Below are 19142 nucleotides of genomic sequence, written 5' to 3'. Positions count from 1 at the left end.
GAGTACTTTTATCGAAAAAAAGCCATCAACCAAAAGTTGGTCAACGGCTTATCGCTTCGTTCAACAGTTCACGCCATATGCGATGGTATGAATTGAATGATTTATGAGTACCCTCGCGAAAATTCCCTGCTGTCCTTAAGCTGCGCAATATCGTGCCCCGTTGGGTTTTGGAACGCACGCAGCCCGAACGTCGGCGCAACGGCGAAAATATGGTCAAAGATATCGGCTTGAATCGATTCATATACTCCCCAGTTGGTATCATTGCTAAATGCGTATACTTCAAGCGGTAGCCCCGTGTCTCCCGGCGCCAACTGTCTGACGATCATCGTCATGTTCTGATTGATTTTGGGATGATTCCGAAGATACTGATGGATGTACTCTCTGAATACGCCCACATTCGTAAGTTGCCTGCCGTTCACATTGCTTTCCGTATTGATTTCATGTTCAAGGTTGTACGCTTGGATCTCATTTAATTTTGTCGTTATATAATCCGTAAGGTAGTGGATCTTCTGAAATTCGCTGATCATTTCCTCGGTGCAGAAACGGATGCTGCTGATATCGATATAAAAGCTTCGCTTAATCCTTCGTCCGCCGGATACCTGCATGCCTCTCCAGTTCCTGAACGAATCCGAAATCAAAGCGTAGCTCGGAATCATCGTAATCGTTTTATCGAAATTCATCACCTTTACCGTGTTTAGGGTAATATCGATTACGTCGCCGTCCGCATTATATTTCGGCATCTCAATCCAATCGCCTACGCGCACCATATCATTCGACGATAGCTGAACGCCAGCCACAAGGCCTAGGATGGAGTCTTTAAAGACCAGCATCAATACGGCCGATAACGCGCCAAGCCCGCTGAGAATGATTAATGGATTCTGACCGATCAGGCTCGAAATGACGATAATGCCTCCGATGATGAAAAGAATAATCTTGGCAACCTGGATATATCCTTTGATCGGGCGAATTTTGGAAACCTCAAACGAGCGATAGATCGCCTCAAACGCATTAAGAAATGCATTCAGCACGGTGATGGTCACGACGATCAGGTAAGTCATCGCAGCCTTTTCAATCAACGCTTGATAAGTCGGAAAAAGACTCGCGGAATAATAGATAATGATGGCCGGAACGAGATGCGACAGCTTGTGGAACAATTTTTTCTCCACGATGATGTGGCCCCATTTGAATCGATGGTTATTGACGATATGAAGGATCGTCCGCAGCACGATTCTCTTTGCGATAAAATTAGCCAGTACCGAGACCACGGCGATAAAAACGACCATGATCATATTCGAGAGATATCCAATGGCAGGTTCGTTGATGCCAAATCCGTCTAGTTGATTTCTGATAAAGTCCATTGTCTCCTCCTAATGCAGTTTGTATCAGCTTATCATCTGAGAGCGGTGCCGGGCAAAGTTTGCGAGTAAATACCATGGACGATATTCGCAAATACAAAAACGGACACCTAAGATGGTGTCCATTCGTCGCTTGTTCGCCGCTTCACGTACAAGCTGCCATGTCCAGCAGTTCACTGACCGTGACAAAGCGATACCCCTCTGCGGCCAGTTCCTTGACCAATGTCCGGACAGCCTCCACCGTCTGGGAGCGCTCCCCGTATCCGTCATGGAAGATCAAGATGCTGCCCGGCCTGACGGTTGGCCTTGTGTGCTCGACAATATACTCGATGCCAGGATTCTCCCAATCCTTTGCCCCGCCATTGACCGCTCCGATCGTCTGGTATCCACGCTCCGCAGCCAGGGACAGAATGTCATCATTCACCCCGAAATAAGGCGGCCTGAAGATCCGTGCCGTTTCCCCCGTGACCTCTCGGATGAGCTCCTCTGTCCGCAATAGCTCCTCTCTGGCTGTCTCCAGCGTCAGTTTGGTCAGATCGGGATGCGAATAGGTGTGGTTGGCGATCTCGTGCCCTTCACGGTGCACAGCCGCCGCAAGATCTGGATGCGCTTCCATTTCCTGACCAATCATAAAAAAGGTCGCCCGTCCACCCGCGCCGCGGAAGATCTCAAGCAACTGATACGTATATACCGGGTGCGGTCCATCGTCAAATGTGAAGGCAACTACCTTTTCCCCAACGTTAACCTGTTCTACCAACGATAATTTCCCCATTTATGAGTGTCTCCTCTCTTATACATCCTGCCAACGCTCTTTTACTTCTCCAAATTACGCTAAAGAGAAAAGTCGGCAACCCCTTTTTTATAGCCATATTTCAGCGTATAGGTCTCTTCTTCTCCATAGGGCATGGTGGCTATTTGAATTCGTGTATGGTCGAGCCTGCTCTCTCTTAAAACTCTCTTCACCAAAGCTATGCTCTGTTCCTCCTCTGTAACTACACAAAATATATTAAGCGCATACTTTTTGGGGTCGGAAACGCACCTCCCCATATCTGAACCATCGACATATCCCAGGTCAGCATTGGCGAGGGAGCTCTCCAAACATTCCGTTACCTTCTCTTTTAACCATTGGTCACGCTGGTTGCCTTTTGCACTTTTCAATGGATATTGCACCACTAGCCAGGATTTTCCACCCATTGAGATTCACCAGCCAATCTACAATTATATACTTCACTAGAATTGCGTGAGGAGAAGATCTGGCCTTCAAGAAAAATGCCATAATCGAACATAGGTATGAGCAGAAAGCCGCCAGACGTAGCACAACGGAGTAATCACCAAGATTCATGTCATGGTGGAAGTACTTTGCTACCCGCTGCGTTTTATAATTTCGTCAGGCCAGGATCAGTCGTCAAACTATTTCGATAGAACTTCCTCCCACTGACCGTTTTCCGTTTGTTTGAAGGTAAGCTGATTACCCTCATACTCTCCCCTAATAAAGTTGAGACCAGCTTCTGTCCATTCGTCAGTAACGGAAAGACTAACTTTAGACTCGGCCGAATACATCAAACTATGTTTTCCATTCATTATGGTAATATCACGCGCAACTGGATAAAAATCGTACCAAAGTAGCACATCCGATTTCTCCCCCAAAAAACCTGCATCCCCACCTCTTGAATAATGAGAACTAATAATTTCAAACCTGAACTTTAACCATTCGCTGGGGTTTAACGGAAACTCATAATGACTATCAGGCTCTACTGTTATATATGACTTTTCGGAAACAGGATACTGAACTTGCACTTTATGTTCGATTATCTCTTTTGCCATTACTCGGAAAATTAAATATATCACTACGAATATTATTGAGGTTATTACAGGTAATCTAGGCTTGTTTTTTAAGAAAAAGCTCCATCCAAGACCGACAACTAACGGAAACCATATCCATGGGTCTCCCAATGTAATAGCCCCCATAATATAGGACTTGTCGTTAACTGGATAAAATGCTGGTAGATCATGTCCCATATAGTCAAGAAGCAAGTGTCCAAACCAAACAGACAAAGTAGATGATCCCCAAATTAACTTGAAAGATGTCTTTTTATAGAACAGTTTTGTCAAAAATGCTACACCTAAAGCTAAAAATGGGGCAATCAATACAGAATGCGACCATGGGGCTATACTTCTGTCCCCAAAAATATCAGGAATTACACCACACAATGCACCTGAACATAGGCCGATCATACGGTCCTTCCAACTATTCTTTGGCAAAAAGCAGCATGCAATTGCTGCCCCAAGAACGGCATGTGATAAGACATGAAAAAACAAATATAGATAAGGATCCAATGGAACTACTCCTTTTTAGTCTGTTCGTGAGTCAATTCTCTATCCGGATATACAGGACACATGGCTTGGGTTCACTCACGGTACTAAAATTCCTGAGAGCATACTAAAGATTTGCTTTCTTTGGAATTTCTTAAAGCAGTCATTATTTAAAAGTATCTTCGCCCTCTAATTAGTAATTTACGGATATTATATCACAAAGCGGAAAATGGGCACCTAATGTTCTAGTCGAAATGTTCAGGAAGAAGCTGAGCCTTGTATAGTCGTGTTGAAATTCCCATATATGTATCAATGATATGCCGGGATAGACTCATGGGATTCTTCCGATTCAACAAATGCAATTTTATACCTTGTGCTCCGTATACAGAGTGAGCATTCATCTGCTCCTTGATTTTTGAATGCTAGTCCTAATGCATTGTTTCCACATCCCCAGAATCCTTTTCAAGCTGCGAGAACTCAACGAACTCGTTTATTTTTACATATATATACAAATAAAACGCTGAATGCTATTATATTCCTGTAACAACTATCCACACTCTTGTTGTCCTCATTCTCTTTACCGGCTTTTACTAGCGCTCATGTTAGGCGGATGTTACTACCCAAGGTTGGAAAACCAAGTTGTCAATCTTCAAGGGGGACTAAACATGTACCTACTCGCACTGGTGATACTTATAATTACAGGTTTGGTATCCTTAATTAATATTCTCTTCGGTATAAAGGACCTAGGTGAGGGTTATAGATTATTGGTTACAACCTCACATGCTCTGTTTGCCTTATCGATCTTATTCTTTGTAATAAAAATGCCTACCAAAAAGCAATGAATCGTAAAAAAGGAGGACTGCAATGACAGTTCTCCTTTTTCTTTGCTTTAACATACAAATTCTCGGCTTAGCTCAGTACCTTCTGCGACTTCCAATCCTAACGCATTGGCTGTATATCAACCTCTCTTATATGAGAGTATTCGCCGATACACCCTTCTATCCTTTAGCTTACGGAAATGTGACATGGCCGGATAAAGGTTGGCTTCAATAATGGATACATGCCCTCGCTGATCTGTTGCAATGTCGAGGCCATAAATACGGTGCCCGGGAAAAAAGGCTCCTAATCTCCTAGCGGAAAGAATTGAAACTCCATCGATTTTGGATTCCAAACCGGAGACAGACAAACGCCTAATGGATGACCTCCGAATACCCGACCTAAACCTAAGCAATTTCCCCTTACTCCGGGTATTATTGGACACAATATAACCTTTGCCCGCAACCTTGATCACCTTTCCCGTAACTACCCATCGGGATGAGTGGTGTTTCCGTTGAACGATGACTCTCATATCAAAGGGACGTTTGTTGATGGTCGGGCGATTAATTCTCCGTTGAACCATGTAATCGGCAGACCCTATTTTTTTTCGGATATAACGATAAATATTCTTTTTTCCTTGAATCACTTTTCTCACGTTCTCGTAGTGTATGGCAAACTTGTCATTACCCAAATACGAGACTTGAATGACTCCCCGACCGCGACTCCCCCATACCGGTTTAACAATGACATGCCGGTATTTTCGCAGAAGAGCCCAGAAGGAATGTCGGCTCATCCTTTTCGTTGTGGGTACGTAAGGAGCAAGGGGGCCATACTTCTTCAAAAGCAAATATTTCAACCATTTATTTTTTGTCACCGATCCCATGGGACTCCGCCTTTCTCATGTTCACTTAAATGCTGCCTAAATAATTTTCAAGCAATTCCAAAAACACCTCGATATCCTTGGACGTAATATCCCCGATATTGGCAATCCGGAACGTCTTCAGTTCATCTAGTTTGCCGGGATAAATCATAATGCCTTTGCTGTAGAAATAATCATGCATGGATTGAAAATCATAACCTGCATAAGGTTCATGAATGGAGGTTATGATCTTGGAATGATGCTCTTCTGGAACGAGATAGGTTAATCCCAGCCTGGTCAGACCAGTGATTAAGGTTTTCCAGGATGCCTTGTATCGATCGTAACGCTGTGCCACGCCTTCCTGCTTTAATTCCTGAATGGCTTGCCTGAGCGCGTACAAAGTCTGTACCGGCGGTGTAAACCGCATTTGCGCATTTTCAGCGAAATATTGATATTGGGCGTACAAATTCAAATAATAATTTCGTGGTTTCCTGCCTTTCAAATGATCCAATTTGCTTTTTTCTGCAATCACGAACGAAACCCCGGGCATTCCCTGCAAATTCTTATTGGAACTTGATGCGAGAAACGAAATGTTCATTTCTTTCATTTGAATCGGGATCGCAGCAAATGAACTCATCGCGTCCACCATCATGTTGATATGATACTTTTGGCATAACAAGCCAATATCCTTCACCTTGTTCAGAAGGCCGGTTGTGGTCTCATGATGGACTACAGCGAGATGAGAAATCATGCGGTCGGAGGAGCGGATGCACTCCTCTAATGCATCTATATTAATAGCATCATCAAAGGGACTCCTGAATTCTAAATAATCGATTCCATAGACCTTGGCGATCTCGCACATCCGTTTCCCATAAGCGCCATTATTGACAATGATCATGGCTTCGTTATCCGGGACGGAGCTGATCATGGATTCAACGGCTGCCGTGCCCGACCCGCCAAACAATACGGTTTGATAATGGTCCGGATCCGCAACCAAGCGGGTGAGCTCTGTGGAAATATGCTCCATCACCTCGCCAAATTCAGCCTCGCGAGGGCATATGTCCGGAACGACCTGTGACCATTTCACACTTTCTGTAGTCGTTGCCGGACCGGGGGTCAGCAAAATGTTTCTCTTTACGGCAGAACTCATGAGCCATCCACTTCCTTGATCTTTACGGAATCGTTCTGGATAAATCGCTGTAGGCGTTCTCTTACTTCGTGAGGCTTTATGCTCGGGCGAGCGAGCTGTGCCTTGGACTGCTTGGATATTTTTAAATACAGGAAAGTAAGTCCTTTAGACTCTTTCCATTGTTGCAAACAAGCTTTCAGTTCTTCGAGGTTGTGGACATGGATCGACTTCGTATAACCGCAGGAAGCAGCAATGTTTACGAAATCAACATTATGGGATACCGTGCTCTGTCCGCCTGTCGATTCGTGAGCGTTATTATCGAGAAGAACATGAATCATATTGCTCGGGTTGTAGTACCCATTTGTCGCCAAGCTTCCCATACGCATCAATAAAGAACCGTCTCCGTCAATCACGACGATATTTTTGCCAGGCTGACTCAGGGCGAGCCCAAGTCCAAAAGAACCGATACACCCCATAGAGCCCACCATATACAAATTGTTGCCTGCATCTTCAATTTCATATAATTCCCGTCCTGTCTTGCCTGTGGTAGCAAGCTGTACCGTGTCCCTGTCTTTCACCGCATTGATTACGGCTAATGCCTCATATCGTGCCGGCATCTGATTGTCTTTATGGGCATGCCGTATGATCTGGTTGGAATGAGTGGAGTTTTGTAGCTTTTTCAAAGGCTCAGCGTCAAAGGTCCCTTTCTTGACTACAAAGAAGAACGGTCGATTCCGGGCAATTTGCTCATTGGCGTGAATCAGCTGCTTCCGGGCCTCCTCCAAATCTTTGGAGAGATACTGCCACTCCACCTCCATCAATTCCAGCAGCTGTGTCGTGATCCTGCCCATAAGTTCATGTTGAGGCTCGTCGGGAACACCCGGCTCTCCGCGAAGGCTGACAAACCCAAGCAGTGGAATTCGAAAGGGGTGGATCAGGGAAGATAGCGGCGAAACAGCGTTGGTTAACCCTGAGTTTTGCATAAGTACAACGGATTTCTGCCCTCCTAGAGAAGCAGCGGATGCGATGGCAACCGCATCCCCTTCATTGGCCGCTGCAACGTAATCGGTTTCGTTGATGGCATAATTGATTAAATTTTTCAGGTAGGAGCAGGGTACACCGCTGAAAAAGGTAAATCCTAAATTACGGAGCTCTTCTCCAAAAATTCTCGTGTCCATCATATTCCCTCATTCGAGCCGGAGTTCGGCGCCGGGAGATATTTTTGTTCCGCGGCCTGCAGTTCCTCTGCCCCTTGAAGCCCGAATACTTCGTCCAGTGTCGCAACATCTTTTTCGATATGGGCAAGGCTCTCTTCCTGATAAATTTTGCGGGATACTTGTTTCATGACTTTGATGGATGATCTCAAATTATGGTTGGCCCAAATGACAAGGCTAATCCCCAGTTCCCGAAACTTGTCGGTTGGAGTCAGATAATACTTCGTAGGCACGATGACTACGGGTAATCTTCCCGCCCATTCCTTCATGAACGCCTCAATCTCCATAATATCCGGCCGTTTGCTGTGGATGAGCACCGCATCGGCACCTGCCTTCCGGTATGCTTCAGCCCGCCGCAGCGCCTCGTCAAGCCCTCTGCCCGTAATAAATGCCTCTACTCTGGCTACAACCAAAAAATCATCGTCCATTTGCGTATCTTTCATCGCCTTGATTTTGCCGCAAAATTCATCGATATCGGCCATTGGCTGCAATTGGCCGTTTATGAAAGAGTTCATTTTCGGAAATTGCTTATCTTCAATACATACCCCTGCAATATCCCGCTGCTCCAGCTTTTTGACCAGGCGTCTTGCATTATTGAAGTTGCCGTATCCTGTATCCCCATCCATTAGAATCGGAATGGACGTTGCGTCGCTCATGAATTCCAGAACATCCAGCACCTGAGTCCAGGAGGCTTCGTTATTATCCCTTACTCCCATCGCTGCAGAGATCGATAAACCGCTGGCCCAAATCCCTTTAAAACCTGCCTCCTCAACAATTTTGGCAGACAGGCCATTATGAGCCTCCATAATAAACCCCAGCTTATCGGAGTTGATCAGGTTTCTAAGCTCCTTTGTTTTTTTCATTTGAAACTTTTCCCCTTCCCATTGCAATCATCAATATGGAGCTTATATTCCGATGGATCGTTTGTTTGCCATAATCGTCCTGATCATTGTGCGATCGGAGAGCTGAGTAAACAGCATATGACCCGGATGCGAATTAGCTTCAATGATCCAAATCCGGCCTTTCTTGTCTATGGCAAGATCAACCCCTAGTTCATGAATGGAATGCCACTTATTCACTGTTTTGGCGATGGAAATGGATAGTTTTTTTATTTTGCGCTCATAGGCATTCACTTTGGCATGGTTATGCTTGAAAATACTAAAGAGGACCCTTCGCAAAGATTTGGCATGCCCCCCTTTATGATAATTGGTCACAAACTTATGAGGTGCGGCAACACGGGCGACCATACCCGCAATCATCCAATGATTCTTTGGCTTCTGCAGGTATACACGGATATCAAAGATCACCCCATGATACTTCGCTAATCGCAGGCCTTTCTGCACCAAATACCGATGCTTTGATTTCCGGTAAGAATGAATCACTTTGAGGACTGAGGAACGTCGAACCATTTTCCGACTTGAGCCGCACCGTACCTCAAATCCCCTTCTTAGTCTCTTGACTCGGATGATTCCGCTACCGCCGCTCCCGTGATTAGGTTTTATAAAGAGGGATGAATGGGTTTTCAGCATCCTTAAGGTCCTTGATTTCGTCATCCGATGAGTTTCAGGCAAATATGGACGCAGGACAGGGTTCCTCAACATCTCCTTGTACTTCCTCATTTTCCCAATCGACATTGATATTCATCTCTCCCCTTGGGTCTCAGATACAAGAGCATATTCATCAAACTTCACTGCTGTATAGACGAATACCAGTGGGGGAAAAAATTAAATGGGTGTTCGCAGAGGTGATCGCTATCACCGGAACTCCATTCCGTATGAATTTTCCATACATACAAATTTGCTCTCGAATCAGGTTACGAAACTTCCGAATCGTTCAGCAAAGCGTTCAAGCGACCATACAGTCTTACTTCGACAGATGCCAGGAAGCTTCCAAGTTGGGAAGGACCGTTCTTTCTATGCTTACCGATCTGAAGATACATGTACATAAATAGTTGATTTCATGGAATTCCTCGCTCCTTTTTGCGATTTTGGGCATAAAAAGAGCAGGTCCACCGTTTAGGTGCCTGCAACGAACTGCGAGTTATTGTGTTTGGCTGATCGACAATACGCTGGATGTGCATTCTCCATGATCTCCTGCATTTTTCCCCAGAAAATCTCATACACAGATTCGTCACTCCCTATAGGCTTCTGCATACAATGGAGAAATGAATGAATCTAAGCTGGAGATCAAAACCATGAGCTTACAACTGCAGGGACAACAAGAACAAACACTGTTTCGAATGGATCCAACTACTATGCATAACTTAAAATCCTTTCACGATCATATAGCAAACATATGTAAAAGCCATGCTAATGCACTTGTTCGAGTGGAAACAGTAGATGGCGATGTTTTTGAAGGGTTACTTATCCACTGCGAACGGTTCTACGTGTAGTCACAGTTTTACTGGCAACTAATTAATCATCTGTACCTTACAAGCACAGTTCTGGACCAATCAGGTATTGACTCCACACAATAAAGCAAATTACCGTTTATGATTTCAGCAACAATCGAAGGCTCGTATGTATTATCGATGATGGTAACCTGTTCTGCGATGGCTAAAGCAGGTTTAAGATTTTGTAACGACTGACCATACCGAAAACGAATATCCTCTTCAGCAATCCAATGTCCACCTTGCTCGGCACGAGAAGCCACACGATCTATATGCATTTGGACATCTTGGAGGCCGATATAATACATGACAATCTTATATCCGGCATCTTTGGCAATTTGCATATGCTTCAAAACAAATGTACCTGATAATGTCGTTTCAATAGCAAAGGGGTGTCTTCCCTTGATAAGGGAACGAATTCTTTTTACTGCTTCCCGTCCTGCTGACAAATCGGCACCTCTTGGATCATCAGGGTTTAATTCTCGTGCAATCTGGTCTGGGTCAACTAGCTCACCTAGCCATTCTCTCATCTGCAAGCTAATTGTGCTTTTGCCAGCCCCATTGGTACCTGCAAAAACCGTCATAATGGGTCGGGTATCATTCATTATACTCTAACTCCCGCCGGTTGCCGGTTGCATCAAAAACGATCTCGAATTTATTACCTTCTGCATCTTCTCGTATACGTTTATTATTTTTTATATAATATATTGATGCACCTGATTCTTTGGCTTGCTTGCGTGCATGTTGGTTAGCTTTTTTAAGAATTTCTTGGAGCTGTTCTCGATTTGAAAGCATCTTGAATCCCTCCATCTTTATAATTACGCTTATTATATCATAAAGAGCCACCAACCAGATGACTGGTCGATGGCTCTTTGACTTACTACATATGGAAGCGAGGGGAGTCGAACCCCTGTCCGAAGATAACGCAACATAGGCTTCTACGGGTGTGTAGTAGTGTGACATTTTTGATGTCACTGGTCCTCACTATTAGTGCTTCGTCTGATTAGGGCTTGTATTAGCTAAAATAGACAGCATTTTCTCACTCTTCTCCATGAAGGAATTACACTGGCCACAAACGGGTTGAATCGAAAAGACAAAGTTATCCCTCATCCATCCGTTGCACTTTTCATTGGTGCATGACCATATCGTTGTCATTTCCTCTGGAAGATCAATCATCAGTCTTTTCCTTGAATAGTACAAACAGCATCCCTCTTTCTCTTCTGGAATAATGGCGAAAAAAAAGTCCCAACACTAAGTGCCGGGACCTTCTACTACAGCTTTACAGTTTAACAACATTCTCGGCCTGTGGGCCTCGATTGCCTTGTACTACACTAAATTCAACTCTTTGACCTTCATCCAAAGATTTGAAGCCGTCACTAACAATTGCACTGAAGTGTACAAATACGTCGTCTCCGCCTTCAACCTCGATAAAACCAAAGCCTTTGTCTGCATTAAACCACTTTACTGTTCCTTGTGCCATGATCCATTACCTCCATATTTTTATTTTTACATGATCTTCGAATTCAAAAAAAAATCACATATTGTACAAGGCTACATAATCAAAATCTAACCCTCTACAATATGTGATCTTAGGTCGAAATTCCAATGAACTAACTCTAACACAACTGGAGCTGATTTACAAGTTTGTTTTGTCTTTGCTTTCGTTTAATTGCTCCTCACCTATCTTGCAGTACGACACTGACTACATATGGAGGCGAACCGCGGCTATGTAAAACCACAATTCGCCGGAGTGTATGGATTAGGTTACGGTATGCTAAGTTGCGGTCCTAAAAAAGGAGAGCTTCTAAAGCTCTCTATGGGCTGGCAACATCATCCCTTGAGTAGGCGATCCGCTTACCTCCATACCTCGCAGTTCTCCTCAATCCAGCCATCCCTTGCTGCGCGCGATATCTATTGCCTCGATCCGTGTATTTGCCCCGAGCTTCCCAATCGCGTCGGACATGTAGTTCCGTACCGTTCCATAGGATAGAAACAGCTGTGCTCCAATATCTTGAAGAACTAAGCCTTGGGCAGCCAACTTCATGACTTCACGCTCCCTGGGTGATAATGGACATGGATCATCCCATGCCGCGAGGGATAATTCCGAATTGATGACACGTTTCCCATCATGGACCCGACGAATCGCATCAGCCAGTTCATCGCTGCCCGTATCTTTAAGTAGATATCCATAAACTCCTGCCTGCATCGCCCGCTGGAAATATCCGGGACGCGCGAATGTCGTCAAGATGATGACACGACAAGCGGACTTATTTTTTTGAATCAATTCCGCAATATCTAACCCGGTTTTCAGTGGCATCTCAATATCCAGAACAGCTACATCTGGTTCATATTGCTGGATCATGGACATCACTTCTTCCCCATTTTCAGCTTGACCGACTACTTCAATATCATCTTCTAACGAGAGTAACGTTGCCAGCGCTCCCCTTAATAACTTTTGATCTTCTGCCAAAACAATACGAATCATCTAAGCTCTACCTACCTTTTCATTTCGTATTACCCTAGGTATATGTAAGGTGACTTCCGTCCCCTTGCCTGGGGACGAAGACAGCGACATACGTCCGTCGATCATAACCAACCGTTGCCGTAATCCGGCGAGGCCATTACTGCTAGTATAGAATTGTTCCGTATCTGCCCCAATACCGTCATCACGTACAGATACACGAACCTCCCCTTCCTGAATGTCGAGAAGAACGTTGCAACTTGTTGCTCGGCTATGTCGAACCACATTTGTAATCGTCTCGCGAAAACACATCGCCAAAATCGTCTCCTGCAAGGGTGTTAAAGGAAGCTGACTGTTTACTAAAGCGTCCTCCGTCCCTACATTAGAAGGTCTGGGATCTGAAATCGATTGATATTGAAATAAAAGCGGTATGCCTGCAGCTGAACATAACGATACAGCATGCTTATATTCATCAGCGAAGTAAGTAACTTTCATCTCCGTAACCAATTCACGCATTTGTTTCAAGGCTGCGCGTGCCGTTTCTCGTATTTCACGAGCCTCTTCGATCGCTCTCTCGGGGTTACGATTGACCAATTTCTCAACGACCTCCCCTTTTAGTGCAATTAATGACAGCGTATGTCCCAACGTATCATGTAATTCACGCGCGATCCGCTGGCGCTCCTCCTGCTGTGCCATTCGTTCAGCCGTTTCTGCCCGCAGCCGCGCAGACTTCTGTTGAAAGCGAGTCGAAGTTCGAATAATATACGGCAGAATACAGATGCCAAACATAGGCACCAGCCCTATCCATACTAGGCTGCCCATCCGTTCCAAGTAAGGAACAGCGATAAATCCCATAGCCACAGTGAAAATGATCGTTATGGAGAGTAATATCGGCAGCTTTTGTTTGCTCAGCGGAGCAGCTATCATAAAACCTATAAACGTATACATAGGGTGAAATACACCTGCTAAAATTAGAAGTATTCCCACCTGAACGATCAATATTGGCGTGGCCCACTTTGTATAAAAGTAGGATTGTCGAAACGATAGAACGAATATGCCTAACAGAACAAAGCCAAGCCACTGTATACTTGATGGCTCATAAAGTAAAAAGTACATGGGTATCATTAAATTTGTTAACAAAATATAAGGAGCGACCCCTTCCGATTTTGGAAAGAGACGCCACTTTTCTCTATTCAATTAGACCGCATCCCGTCGATTATATATATAGATTGATAGTAGCATAAAGAAGAGACCGCATCCTGTCAAGATTATGAAATCAATACTTGCTGGATTTTTCCCGGCGATCATATTCCATGCCCCATTGGCATAACGGTGAGATGGAAGCCATTCCCCGACCGAGCCCATCCAACTTGGCAAAGTACTAAGCGGCATCCAAAGCCCTCCCACAATGGCAAGTCCCATCTGTAATACATTTCCGATGGCAACGGAGGTATTCGCATTTTTAAGCGTTCCTAACAATGCACCAAGCGCCAGAAAAGATATGCTCCCGATCCATAACCATAATCCGCATGAAATCCATTGCCCGGCTGTCAATTGTATATCATGAACAAGGCCAGCAGATAAAAATATAACCACAATGACGATCAAGTGAACAGCCATTTGCGATACAATTTTGCTCCCAATCCAGACTGCAGGAGATAGTGGAGTCAGCTTCAACAGGCGTACCCACCCGTCTTGATGCTCGAACGATAGACGGATACCGAATTGAGATACGGCTGTACCAATCAAACTGAATGCAGTCATTGACATTAATGAAAAGACGCCCCAAGTTGTGGATTGAATCGATTTATCTACCCCATTCATACTCGCAAATAAAAAGTAGAAAGCAAGCGGCATCGCAATGGAGAAAAGTAAGAAAAATGGACTGCGGATAATTCGCAAACTTTCTGCTTTGGTCTGGGCAACAAACATATGTAACATAGCTGTCTCCTCCTAAAAATGTTTTTTTATCGTATAATCGCTTGTTTATTTGAGCCTGTAAGACTTCGGAATGTATCTTCTAAGCTGGCCGATTGTATATCAATATCGGAAATTCCCCATTCAGACTGCATCAGTTTAAGTAACAATACATCGGTCTCTTGAGCATATAGGCGAATTCGCTCGCCGTTGCATTCTGCCTTTTCTACACCAGGTAATGTGAGCCATTCCTGCTCAGCTGGCGCGTTCGCCGCTCGAAATGAAACGGTTCTAAGTGCTGTTTGAGCCTTTAAACGTGCTGGAGTCCCTTCCGCAACAACCTGTCCACTGGTGATGACTGCGATGTGATCTGCGACAGCATCCGCTTCATCTAAATGATGTGTAGTTAAGAGCACCGTACGTCCGTCACTTGCTAGCGCTTGGATGGTGTCCCAAAAGCGGCCACGAGCCTCGATATCCATTCCGACGGTTGGTTCATCAAGCAGGAGAAGCTCTGGATTTCCCGCCAAGCTTTGGGCGAAAGCTAATCTACGGCGTTGTCCTCCAGACAGCGAGGATGCGCGTCGTTTCTGATCCGCGTGGAGACCCGAAATATCTAACAATCGCTCGAGCGACATCGGATTACGATAATAACTGCGGAACAATTGAAGCACTTCTTTCACCGTAAGTCCATCTGCTGCTTTAACATCCTGCATAAGCGCTCCGACGCGCTGCCGTAATTCCTTTGTTCCAGACGGAACCCCCAAGACCCTGACTTCTCCTGATGTTGGCTTGATCATTCCGAGGATCATAGAAATGGTTGTTGTCTTACCCGCCCCATTCGGTCCGAGCAATGCTGTTATTTGACCTTTCTCAAACGACAGATTCATATGATCAACAGCGCAGTAATCGCCGAATTTCTTTACTAGATTTATACATTCAATGGCTTTTGTCATTTTGTCCTGACCTCCGCTAATTTTTTCTTTCGTTACCTGATGTCCTCATTATATTGAAAAAGCGCGAGATTCAATTAGTGTGGGTTGTCACAAGCCGGTTATGACAAATGTCAGAAAATAAAGAGCGACAGCAAAAAAGAAGGACCTCTAGAGGTCCTTCTTCAGCAAAACGTGCATTTGACACTCTTTGAGTGAGGTGTCTTGCTTTGCAAACTTATAGCTACGGATTTTACACTTTTAATCGAACACAGCAAAAAACCACCTACCAGATTACTGGTTGATGGTTTCTTGACTCTAATGGAGGCGAACCACGGCTTTGCAAAAATACGATTGACGTCATCATATAAACAAGGATTTACCTAATATGCAAAAGGACTTTGTGAATAGTCCTTAGAAATATCCTCCGCATTACGGTTAATATGATCGATGATATCTAAAATTCCTCGAGCCTTTGGAAGCTGGTCCTTGAACACAACCATGATCCCACCTACTGAACTAAACGGATCTTGCTGCAATGCTTGGCGTTCTAATGTGCCATTCTTAACGATATAATCAATAATCAACTCAACGAATTTCGTTTGTTGTAAGTTCAAATTCTGTTCAGAAATAAACGTTGAAAATGCTTCAACAGCGGCTTGGCGGTCAAGACCTACGATTTTACGAACGAGCATTGTTACCGGGGTATCGCCATAATCTTTTTCGTACTGTTCTTTGGAACCAAGTTCACTCCACAAAATTTGCTCTAAGTATTCCACATCTTGCTTCGTTAATGGTTTGTTGTTACGCAGCTTATAAATCGCTAATGTATCCTCATGTTGATGCTCTTTTAAGTAATGCTCTACCTTTTTTCGATAGCTTTGTAAGTCATTCACATTATAAATCGACGCATTTTCTGCAACAGTTAACACTTCATCTTGGAAATCCGTGTAGTAGATTTTCTGATTCGAACGCTCAATATAGCGAATTAGATCACGTAGTGCAATACGTACCCTTTCTAGGTCAGCAAGCGAAGCCTCTTCCCAGAATTCCATCGTTCGTACATCATCAATCACATCTTTTTGTGCTAATACTTGTGGAATTGTCCCTAGTTTTGAAAGTGCTTCGGCAGTATCAATCACTCGGCGAATTGGCTTTGTGGCATTATTTGACTGCAAACTTGCTAATTCAATCGTCAGCATTAACAGATCAAAGCGTTTGGCTAACTCATCATCTTCAATCGGTGTAATTAACGGTGAAATGTTTTCTTTCACTTCATTGGTCTGCACGACCGATAACGCTTGCCAGGTCTCCTCATTTTGATACCTGTGCACATATTGTAAGTATTGGCGCACTCGGAAATTCTCATCATTTAATGCTCGAACGTCCGATACGATTTCCTTCAACAGCTGTTCTCGATAAGATATAAACGGTGCTTCTTGATATTGAAGCGATTGTAATTCACGTACAATGTCAACCTTTGTGTTAAATAGCCTTTCCGTTAATGTTTGAGTTATTTTGACCTCTTCACCTTTTTCATTCACACGGAAATATTCAAAATTTCTTAAATAATCAAATATTAAGAAGTAGCCCTTATCCAATCCTGGTCCAAATAAGTCTTTACGGAGACGTGTTCCGCGACCGACCATCTGCCAGAACTTCGTTTTCGAGCGCACCTTTTTGAAGAAGACTAAGTTTAATACATCAGGCACATCAATTCCAGTATCTAGCATATCAACCGAAATTGCAATTTGTGGCATCTTGTCCGGAGTTGAGAAGTCATCAATAAGCGTCTGATAATATTCCACACTATAGTCGATTACTTCAGCAAAATTACCATCGTATTCAGGGAATTTCAAATCGAAGCGTTCTTTAATGGCCATCGCATGCTTGTGGTTTTTGACGAAAATAATAGTCTTCCCTAACTTGTCCCCACCTTCGACCTTCAAGCCATATTCCATTAAGTCATTTAACACGTGATCAATTGTGTTCTTGTTAAATACAAAATGATTAATGGCTGAGCTATCAATATCCCTTACTTGCGGTTCATCTTCAAAAATCTCTTCAAATTCTTCTTTTTCGTCCTCGGATAAATCATCATAACGAATACCATCATCTAGAATTTTCAACGTTGTTTCTCGCGTGCGATAATCAACTAAGTAGCCATCCTCTACAGCCGTCGCTAATTCATAGGCAAAGGTCGGTACGCCGTTTTCTAAATCAAAAATCGTGTACGTATTCTTATCAAGTTCATCCTTTGGCGTTGCAGTTAAACCGACAAGCATCCCATCGAAATAATCGAAAATGCTTTTATACTTCTGATAGATTGAACGGTGTGATTCGTCAATAATAATTAAATCGAAATGCCCTATCGTAAATAAACGATTGCCGTCCTTACGCTTCACTTCATCAATCGCGTTCATCATCGTTGGATATGTCGAGAACACCATACGAGCAGCTTCTGGATTCGAATTCTTCTCAAGCATATTGCTTAATGATAAATTCGGAAGAAGTGTGTTGAAATTACGGAATGCTTGCTTCACTAATGATGTGCGATCCGCAAGAAACAGGACATTTTTCACCCAATAATACTTCGTTAACACATCGACTAATGAGATCACTGTACGTGTTTTACCACTGCCAGTGGCCATTACGAGCAGGCCCTTTCGTTGGTTGTTACTGAACGTATCACAAAGCGCTAGAATTGCCTCTTTTTGATAGTAACGGTTTGTAATATCATCGTTGATTTCAATATTCTTTAAAGGCTGCTTCATGTGGCGACGGTCGATTAACAATTGCAGCTCATCTTGTGTATAAAAGCCTGATACTTTACGTGCTGCATAGCGGTCATACCAAATATGCGTTTCAAAGCCGTTGGTATAAAAGATGACTGGCCGTAAACCCTGCATCTGCTCCATACAATCCGCATACAGTTTTGCTTGGTTACGTCCTTCTTTGGGGTCACGTGAAGTGCGTTTCGCTTCAACAATAGCCAAAACTTTACCGTTCGTAGCGCGTAACACATAATCTATGTAACCTTCGCCTTTTGCATTCGGCATGCCTGTTACCGGATATTCCACCTCAACATTTTTGCCAATTTCCCAGCCAGCTAACTTTAAGTCTAAATCGATATAACGTTTACGCGTTTCAAACTCTGAAATCGTATCGACATCAAAATCGTAATCTCGTTGTGACTCTACACGATTAGCCGTTAGTTGTGCACGGAGCTCTTCATTTTGCTTACGAAGCTCTTCAAGTGACTGATCCTTAGCACTTAGCTTGTCATATAAGTCGCTTAATTCCTCTGGACGCTCTCGCTTGTACACTGCATTATACAGTAACGCCTCATCAAACGTGGAAGCGGTATATTCCTCTGCGTAACAATAATCAATCCATGCTACAAACTGATGTAAATTATGTAAAGACAACACCGCTTCATCACGAGTAATTGCCACATTCGTATGTACAGCTGCATTACCAAGCTTCACCACATATTTCATCATTGGCAACAGTTCTTCATCAATGATGCCCAAAAAGTGACGATTATGAATCAAGCTTGAGAGGTTATCCTGATAGGGTATTCTCACATCATTATCAAACTGATATACCCACTTCACCGCAAGTTCGAGCGCACGGCGCGATAAAATCGCAACCGTGGCTGGGCTAACCTGCATCGCCTTTTCCGCTTCAAAACAGGCATTGGCAAAGCTAGTGAATGACTGTTTCTCCTTTAAAAAGTCGAAATTCAACATATACT

The 19142-nt window shown here is 43.8% G+C and carries 18 protein-coding genes; all 18 read right to left on the bottom strand.

Translation table 11 applies throughout. The features are described from left to right. Positions 1-101: 101 nt before the first annotated feature. The 18 genes from MKY59_RS01055 to MKY59_RS00970 all read right to left on the bottom strand — a co-directional run bounded on the left by MKY59_RS01055 (position 102) and on the right by MKY59_RS00970 (position 19137). Complete coding sequence (locus MKY59_RS01055; RefSeq protein WP_339275559.1) at positions 102-1358, bottom strand: mechanosensitive ion channel domain-containing protein; 1257 nt, start codon at positions 1356-1358, stop codon at positions 102-104. A 142-nt stretch (positions 1359-1500) separates the two neighbouring features. After that, positions 1501-2127: a polysaccharide deacetylase family protein gene (locus MKY59_RS01050; protein WP_339275558.1), complete on the bottom strand. Its 627-nt coding sequence runs from the start codon at positions 2125-2127 to the stop codon at positions 1501-1503. A gap of 59 nt (positions 2128-2186) precedes the next feature. Further along, a complete protein-coding gene (locus tag MKY59_RS01045) occupies positions 2187-2549 on the bottom strand; it encodes a hypothetical protein (protein WP_236420355.1) in 363 nt (120 codons plus the stop codon). A gap of 216 nt (positions 2550-2765) precedes the next feature. Then, positions 2766-3692 carry a metal-dependent hydrolase gene (locus tag MKY59_RS01040; protein WP_236420356.1) on the bottom strand — a complete coding sequence of 309 codons (927 nt, stop codon included), beginning with the start codon at positions 3690-3692 and terminating at the stop codon, positions 2766-2768. Positions 3693-4626: 934 nt separating this feature from the next. Next, positions 4627-5367, bottom strand: coding sequence for a YheC/YheD family protein (locus tag MKY59_RS01035; RefSeq protein ID WP_339275555.1), 741 nt, complete (start codon positions 5365-5367; stop codon positions 4627-4629). A 25-nt stretch (positions 5368-5392) separates the two neighbouring features. Continuing rightward, positions 5393-6493 carry a 2-aminoethylphosphonate aminotransferase gene (locus MKY59_RS01030; protein ID WP_339275554.1) on the bottom strand — a complete coding sequence of 367 codons (1101 nt, stop codon included), beginning with the start codon at positions 6491-6493 and terminating at the stop codon, positions 5393-5395. Beyond that, positions 6490-7653, bottom strand: coding sequence for a phosphonopyruvate decarboxylase (aepY, locus tag MKY59_RS01025; RefSeq protein ID WP_339275552.1), 1164 nt, complete (start codon positions 7651-7653; stop codon positions 6490-6492). Before aepY ends, MKY59_RS01030 begins: the two co-directional genes overlap by 4 nt. Continuing rightward, positions 7650-8549 carry a phosphoenolpyruvate mutase gene (gene aepX / locus MKY59_RS01020; RefSeq protein WP_236420360.1) on the bottom strand — a complete coding sequence of 300 codons (900 nt, stop codon included), beginning with the start codon at positions 8547-8549 and terminating at the stop codon, positions 7650-7652. Before aepX ends, aepY begins: the two co-directional genes overlap by 4 nt. A 42-nt stretch (positions 8550-8591) precedes the next feature. Then, entirely contained in the window at positions 8592-9320 is a 729-nt protein-coding gene (locus tag MKY59_RS01015) for a YheC/YheD family protein (RefSeq protein WP_339275551.1), read from the bottom strand. Between the two features lie 784 nt (positions 9321-10104). Further along, positions 10105-10680, bottom strand: a complete 576-nt coding sequence (locus MKY59_RS01010; RefSeq protein WP_339275549.1) for a zeta toxin family protein — start codon at positions 10678-10680, stop codon at positions 10105-10107. Beyond that, complete coding sequence (locus MKY59_RS01005; RefSeq protein ID WP_236420363.1) at positions 10673-10870, bottom strand: hypothetical protein; 198 nt, start codon at positions 10868-10870, stop codon at positions 10673-10675. The genes MKY59_RS01010 and MKY59_RS01005 overlap by 8 nt, the downstream gene beginning before the upstream one ends. Positions 10871-11062: 192 nt before the next feature. After that, complete coding sequence (locus MKY59_RS01000) at positions 11063-11275, bottom strand: cold-shock protein (protein WP_236420364.1); 213 nt, start codon at positions 11273-11275, stop codon at positions 11063-11065. 79 nt (positions 11276-11354) lie between these two features. Beyond that, entirely contained in the window at positions 11355-11555 is a 201-nt protein-coding gene (locus tag MKY59_RS00995) for a cold-shock protein (RefSeq protein ID WP_236420365.1), read from the bottom strand. A 399-nt stretch (positions 11556-11954) separates the two neighbouring features. Further along, positions 11955-12560, bottom strand: coding sequence for a response regulator transcription factor (locus MKY59_RS00990; protein ID WP_339275545.1), 606 nt, complete (start codon positions 12558-12560; stop codon positions 11955-11957). Next, entirely contained in the window at positions 12561-13733 is a 1173-nt protein-coding gene (locus MKY59_RS00985; RefSeq protein WP_339275544.1) for a sensor histidine kinase, read from the bottom strand. Further along, the gene (locus MKY59_RS00980; protein WP_339275542.1) at positions 13734-14477 is read right to left on the bottom strand and encodes an ABC transporter permease; all 744 of its coding nucleotides are present in this window, start codon (positions 14475-14477) and stop codon (positions 13734-13736) included. 26 nt (positions 14478-14503) lie between these two features. Further along, a complete protein-coding gene (locus tag MKY59_RS00975; protein WP_339275540.1) occupies positions 14504-15409 on the bottom strand; it encodes an ABC transporter ATP-binding protein in 906 nt (301 codons plus the stop codon). 359 nt (positions 15410-15768) lie between these two features. Next, positions 15769-19137 (bottom strand): DEAD/DEAH box helicase family protein, encoded by a 3369-nt coding sequence (locus MKY59_RS00970; RefSeq protein WP_339275538.1) that lies wholly within the window; start codon positions 19135-19137, stop codon positions 15769-15771. Positions 19138-19142 lie beyond the last annotated feature (5 nt).

This window comes from Paenibacillus sp. FSL W8-0426 (genome assembly GCF_037969725.1).
GTDB lineage: Bacteria > Bacillota > Bacilli > Paenibacillales > Paenibacillaceae > Paenibacillus > Paenibacillus hubeiensis.
This window is presented reverse-complemented; position numbering and strand designations above follow the sequence as displayed.

Coding starts and splice junctions, on each gene's coding strand:
- MKY59_RS01055 (WP_339275559.1), bottom strand. CDS start 1,358: ATGGACTTTATCAGAAATCAACTAGACGGATTTGGCATCAACGAACCT.
- MKY59_RS01050 (WP_339275558.1), bottom strand. CDS start 2,127: ATGGGGAAATTATCGTTGGTAGAACAGGTTAACGTTGGGGAAAAGGTA.
- MKY59_RS01045 (WP_236420355.1), bottom strand. CDS start 2,549: ATGGGTGGAAAATCCTGGCTAGTGGTGCAATATCCATTGAAAAGTGCA.
- MKY59_RS01035 (WP_339275555.1), bottom strand. CDS start 5,367: ATGGGATCGGTGACAAAAAATAAATGGTTGAAATATTTGCTTTTGAAG.
- MKY59_RS01030 (WP_339275554.1), bottom strand. CDS start 6,493: ATGAGTTCTGCCGTAAAGAGAAACATTTTGCTGACCCCCGGTCCGGCA.
- aepY (WP_339275552.1), bottom strand. CDS start 7,653: ATGATGGACACGAGAATTTTTGGAGAAGAGCTCCGTAATTTAGGATTT.
- aepX (WP_236420360.1), bottom strand. CDS start 8,549: ATGAAAAAAACAAAGGAGCTTAGAAACCTGATCAACTCCGATAAGCTG.
- MKY59_RS01015 (WP_339275551.1), bottom strand. CDS start 9,320: ATGTCGATTGGGAAAATGAGGAAGTACAAGGAGATGTTGAGGAACCCT.
- MKY59_RS01010 (WP_339275549.1), bottom strand. CDS start 10,680: ATGAATGATACCCGACCCATTATGACGGTTTTTGCAGGTACCAATGGG.
- MKY59_RS01005 (WP_236420363.1), bottom strand. CDS start 10,870: ATGCTTTCAAATCGAGAACAGCTCCAAGAAATTCTTAAAAAAGCTAAC.
- MKY59_RS00995 (WP_236420365.1), bottom strand. CDS start 11,555: ATGGCACAAGGAACAGTAAAGTGGTTTAATGCAGACAAAGGCTTTGGT.
- MKY59_RS00990 (WP_339275545.1), bottom strand. CDS start 12,560: ATGATTCGTATTGTTTTGGCAGAAGATCAAAAGTTATTAAGGGGAGCG.
- MKY59_RS00980 (WP_339275542.1), bottom strand. CDS start 14,477: ATGTTACATATGTTTGTTGCCCAGACCAAAGCAGAAAGTTTGCGAATT.
- MKY59_RS00975 (WP_339275540.1), bottom strand. CDS start 15,409: ATGACAAAAGCCATTGAATGTATAAATCTAGTAAAGAAATTCGGCGAT.
- MKY59_RS00970 (WP_339275538.1), bottom strand. CDS start 19,137: ATGTTGAATTTCGACTTTTTAAAGGAGAAACAGTCATTCACTAGCTTT.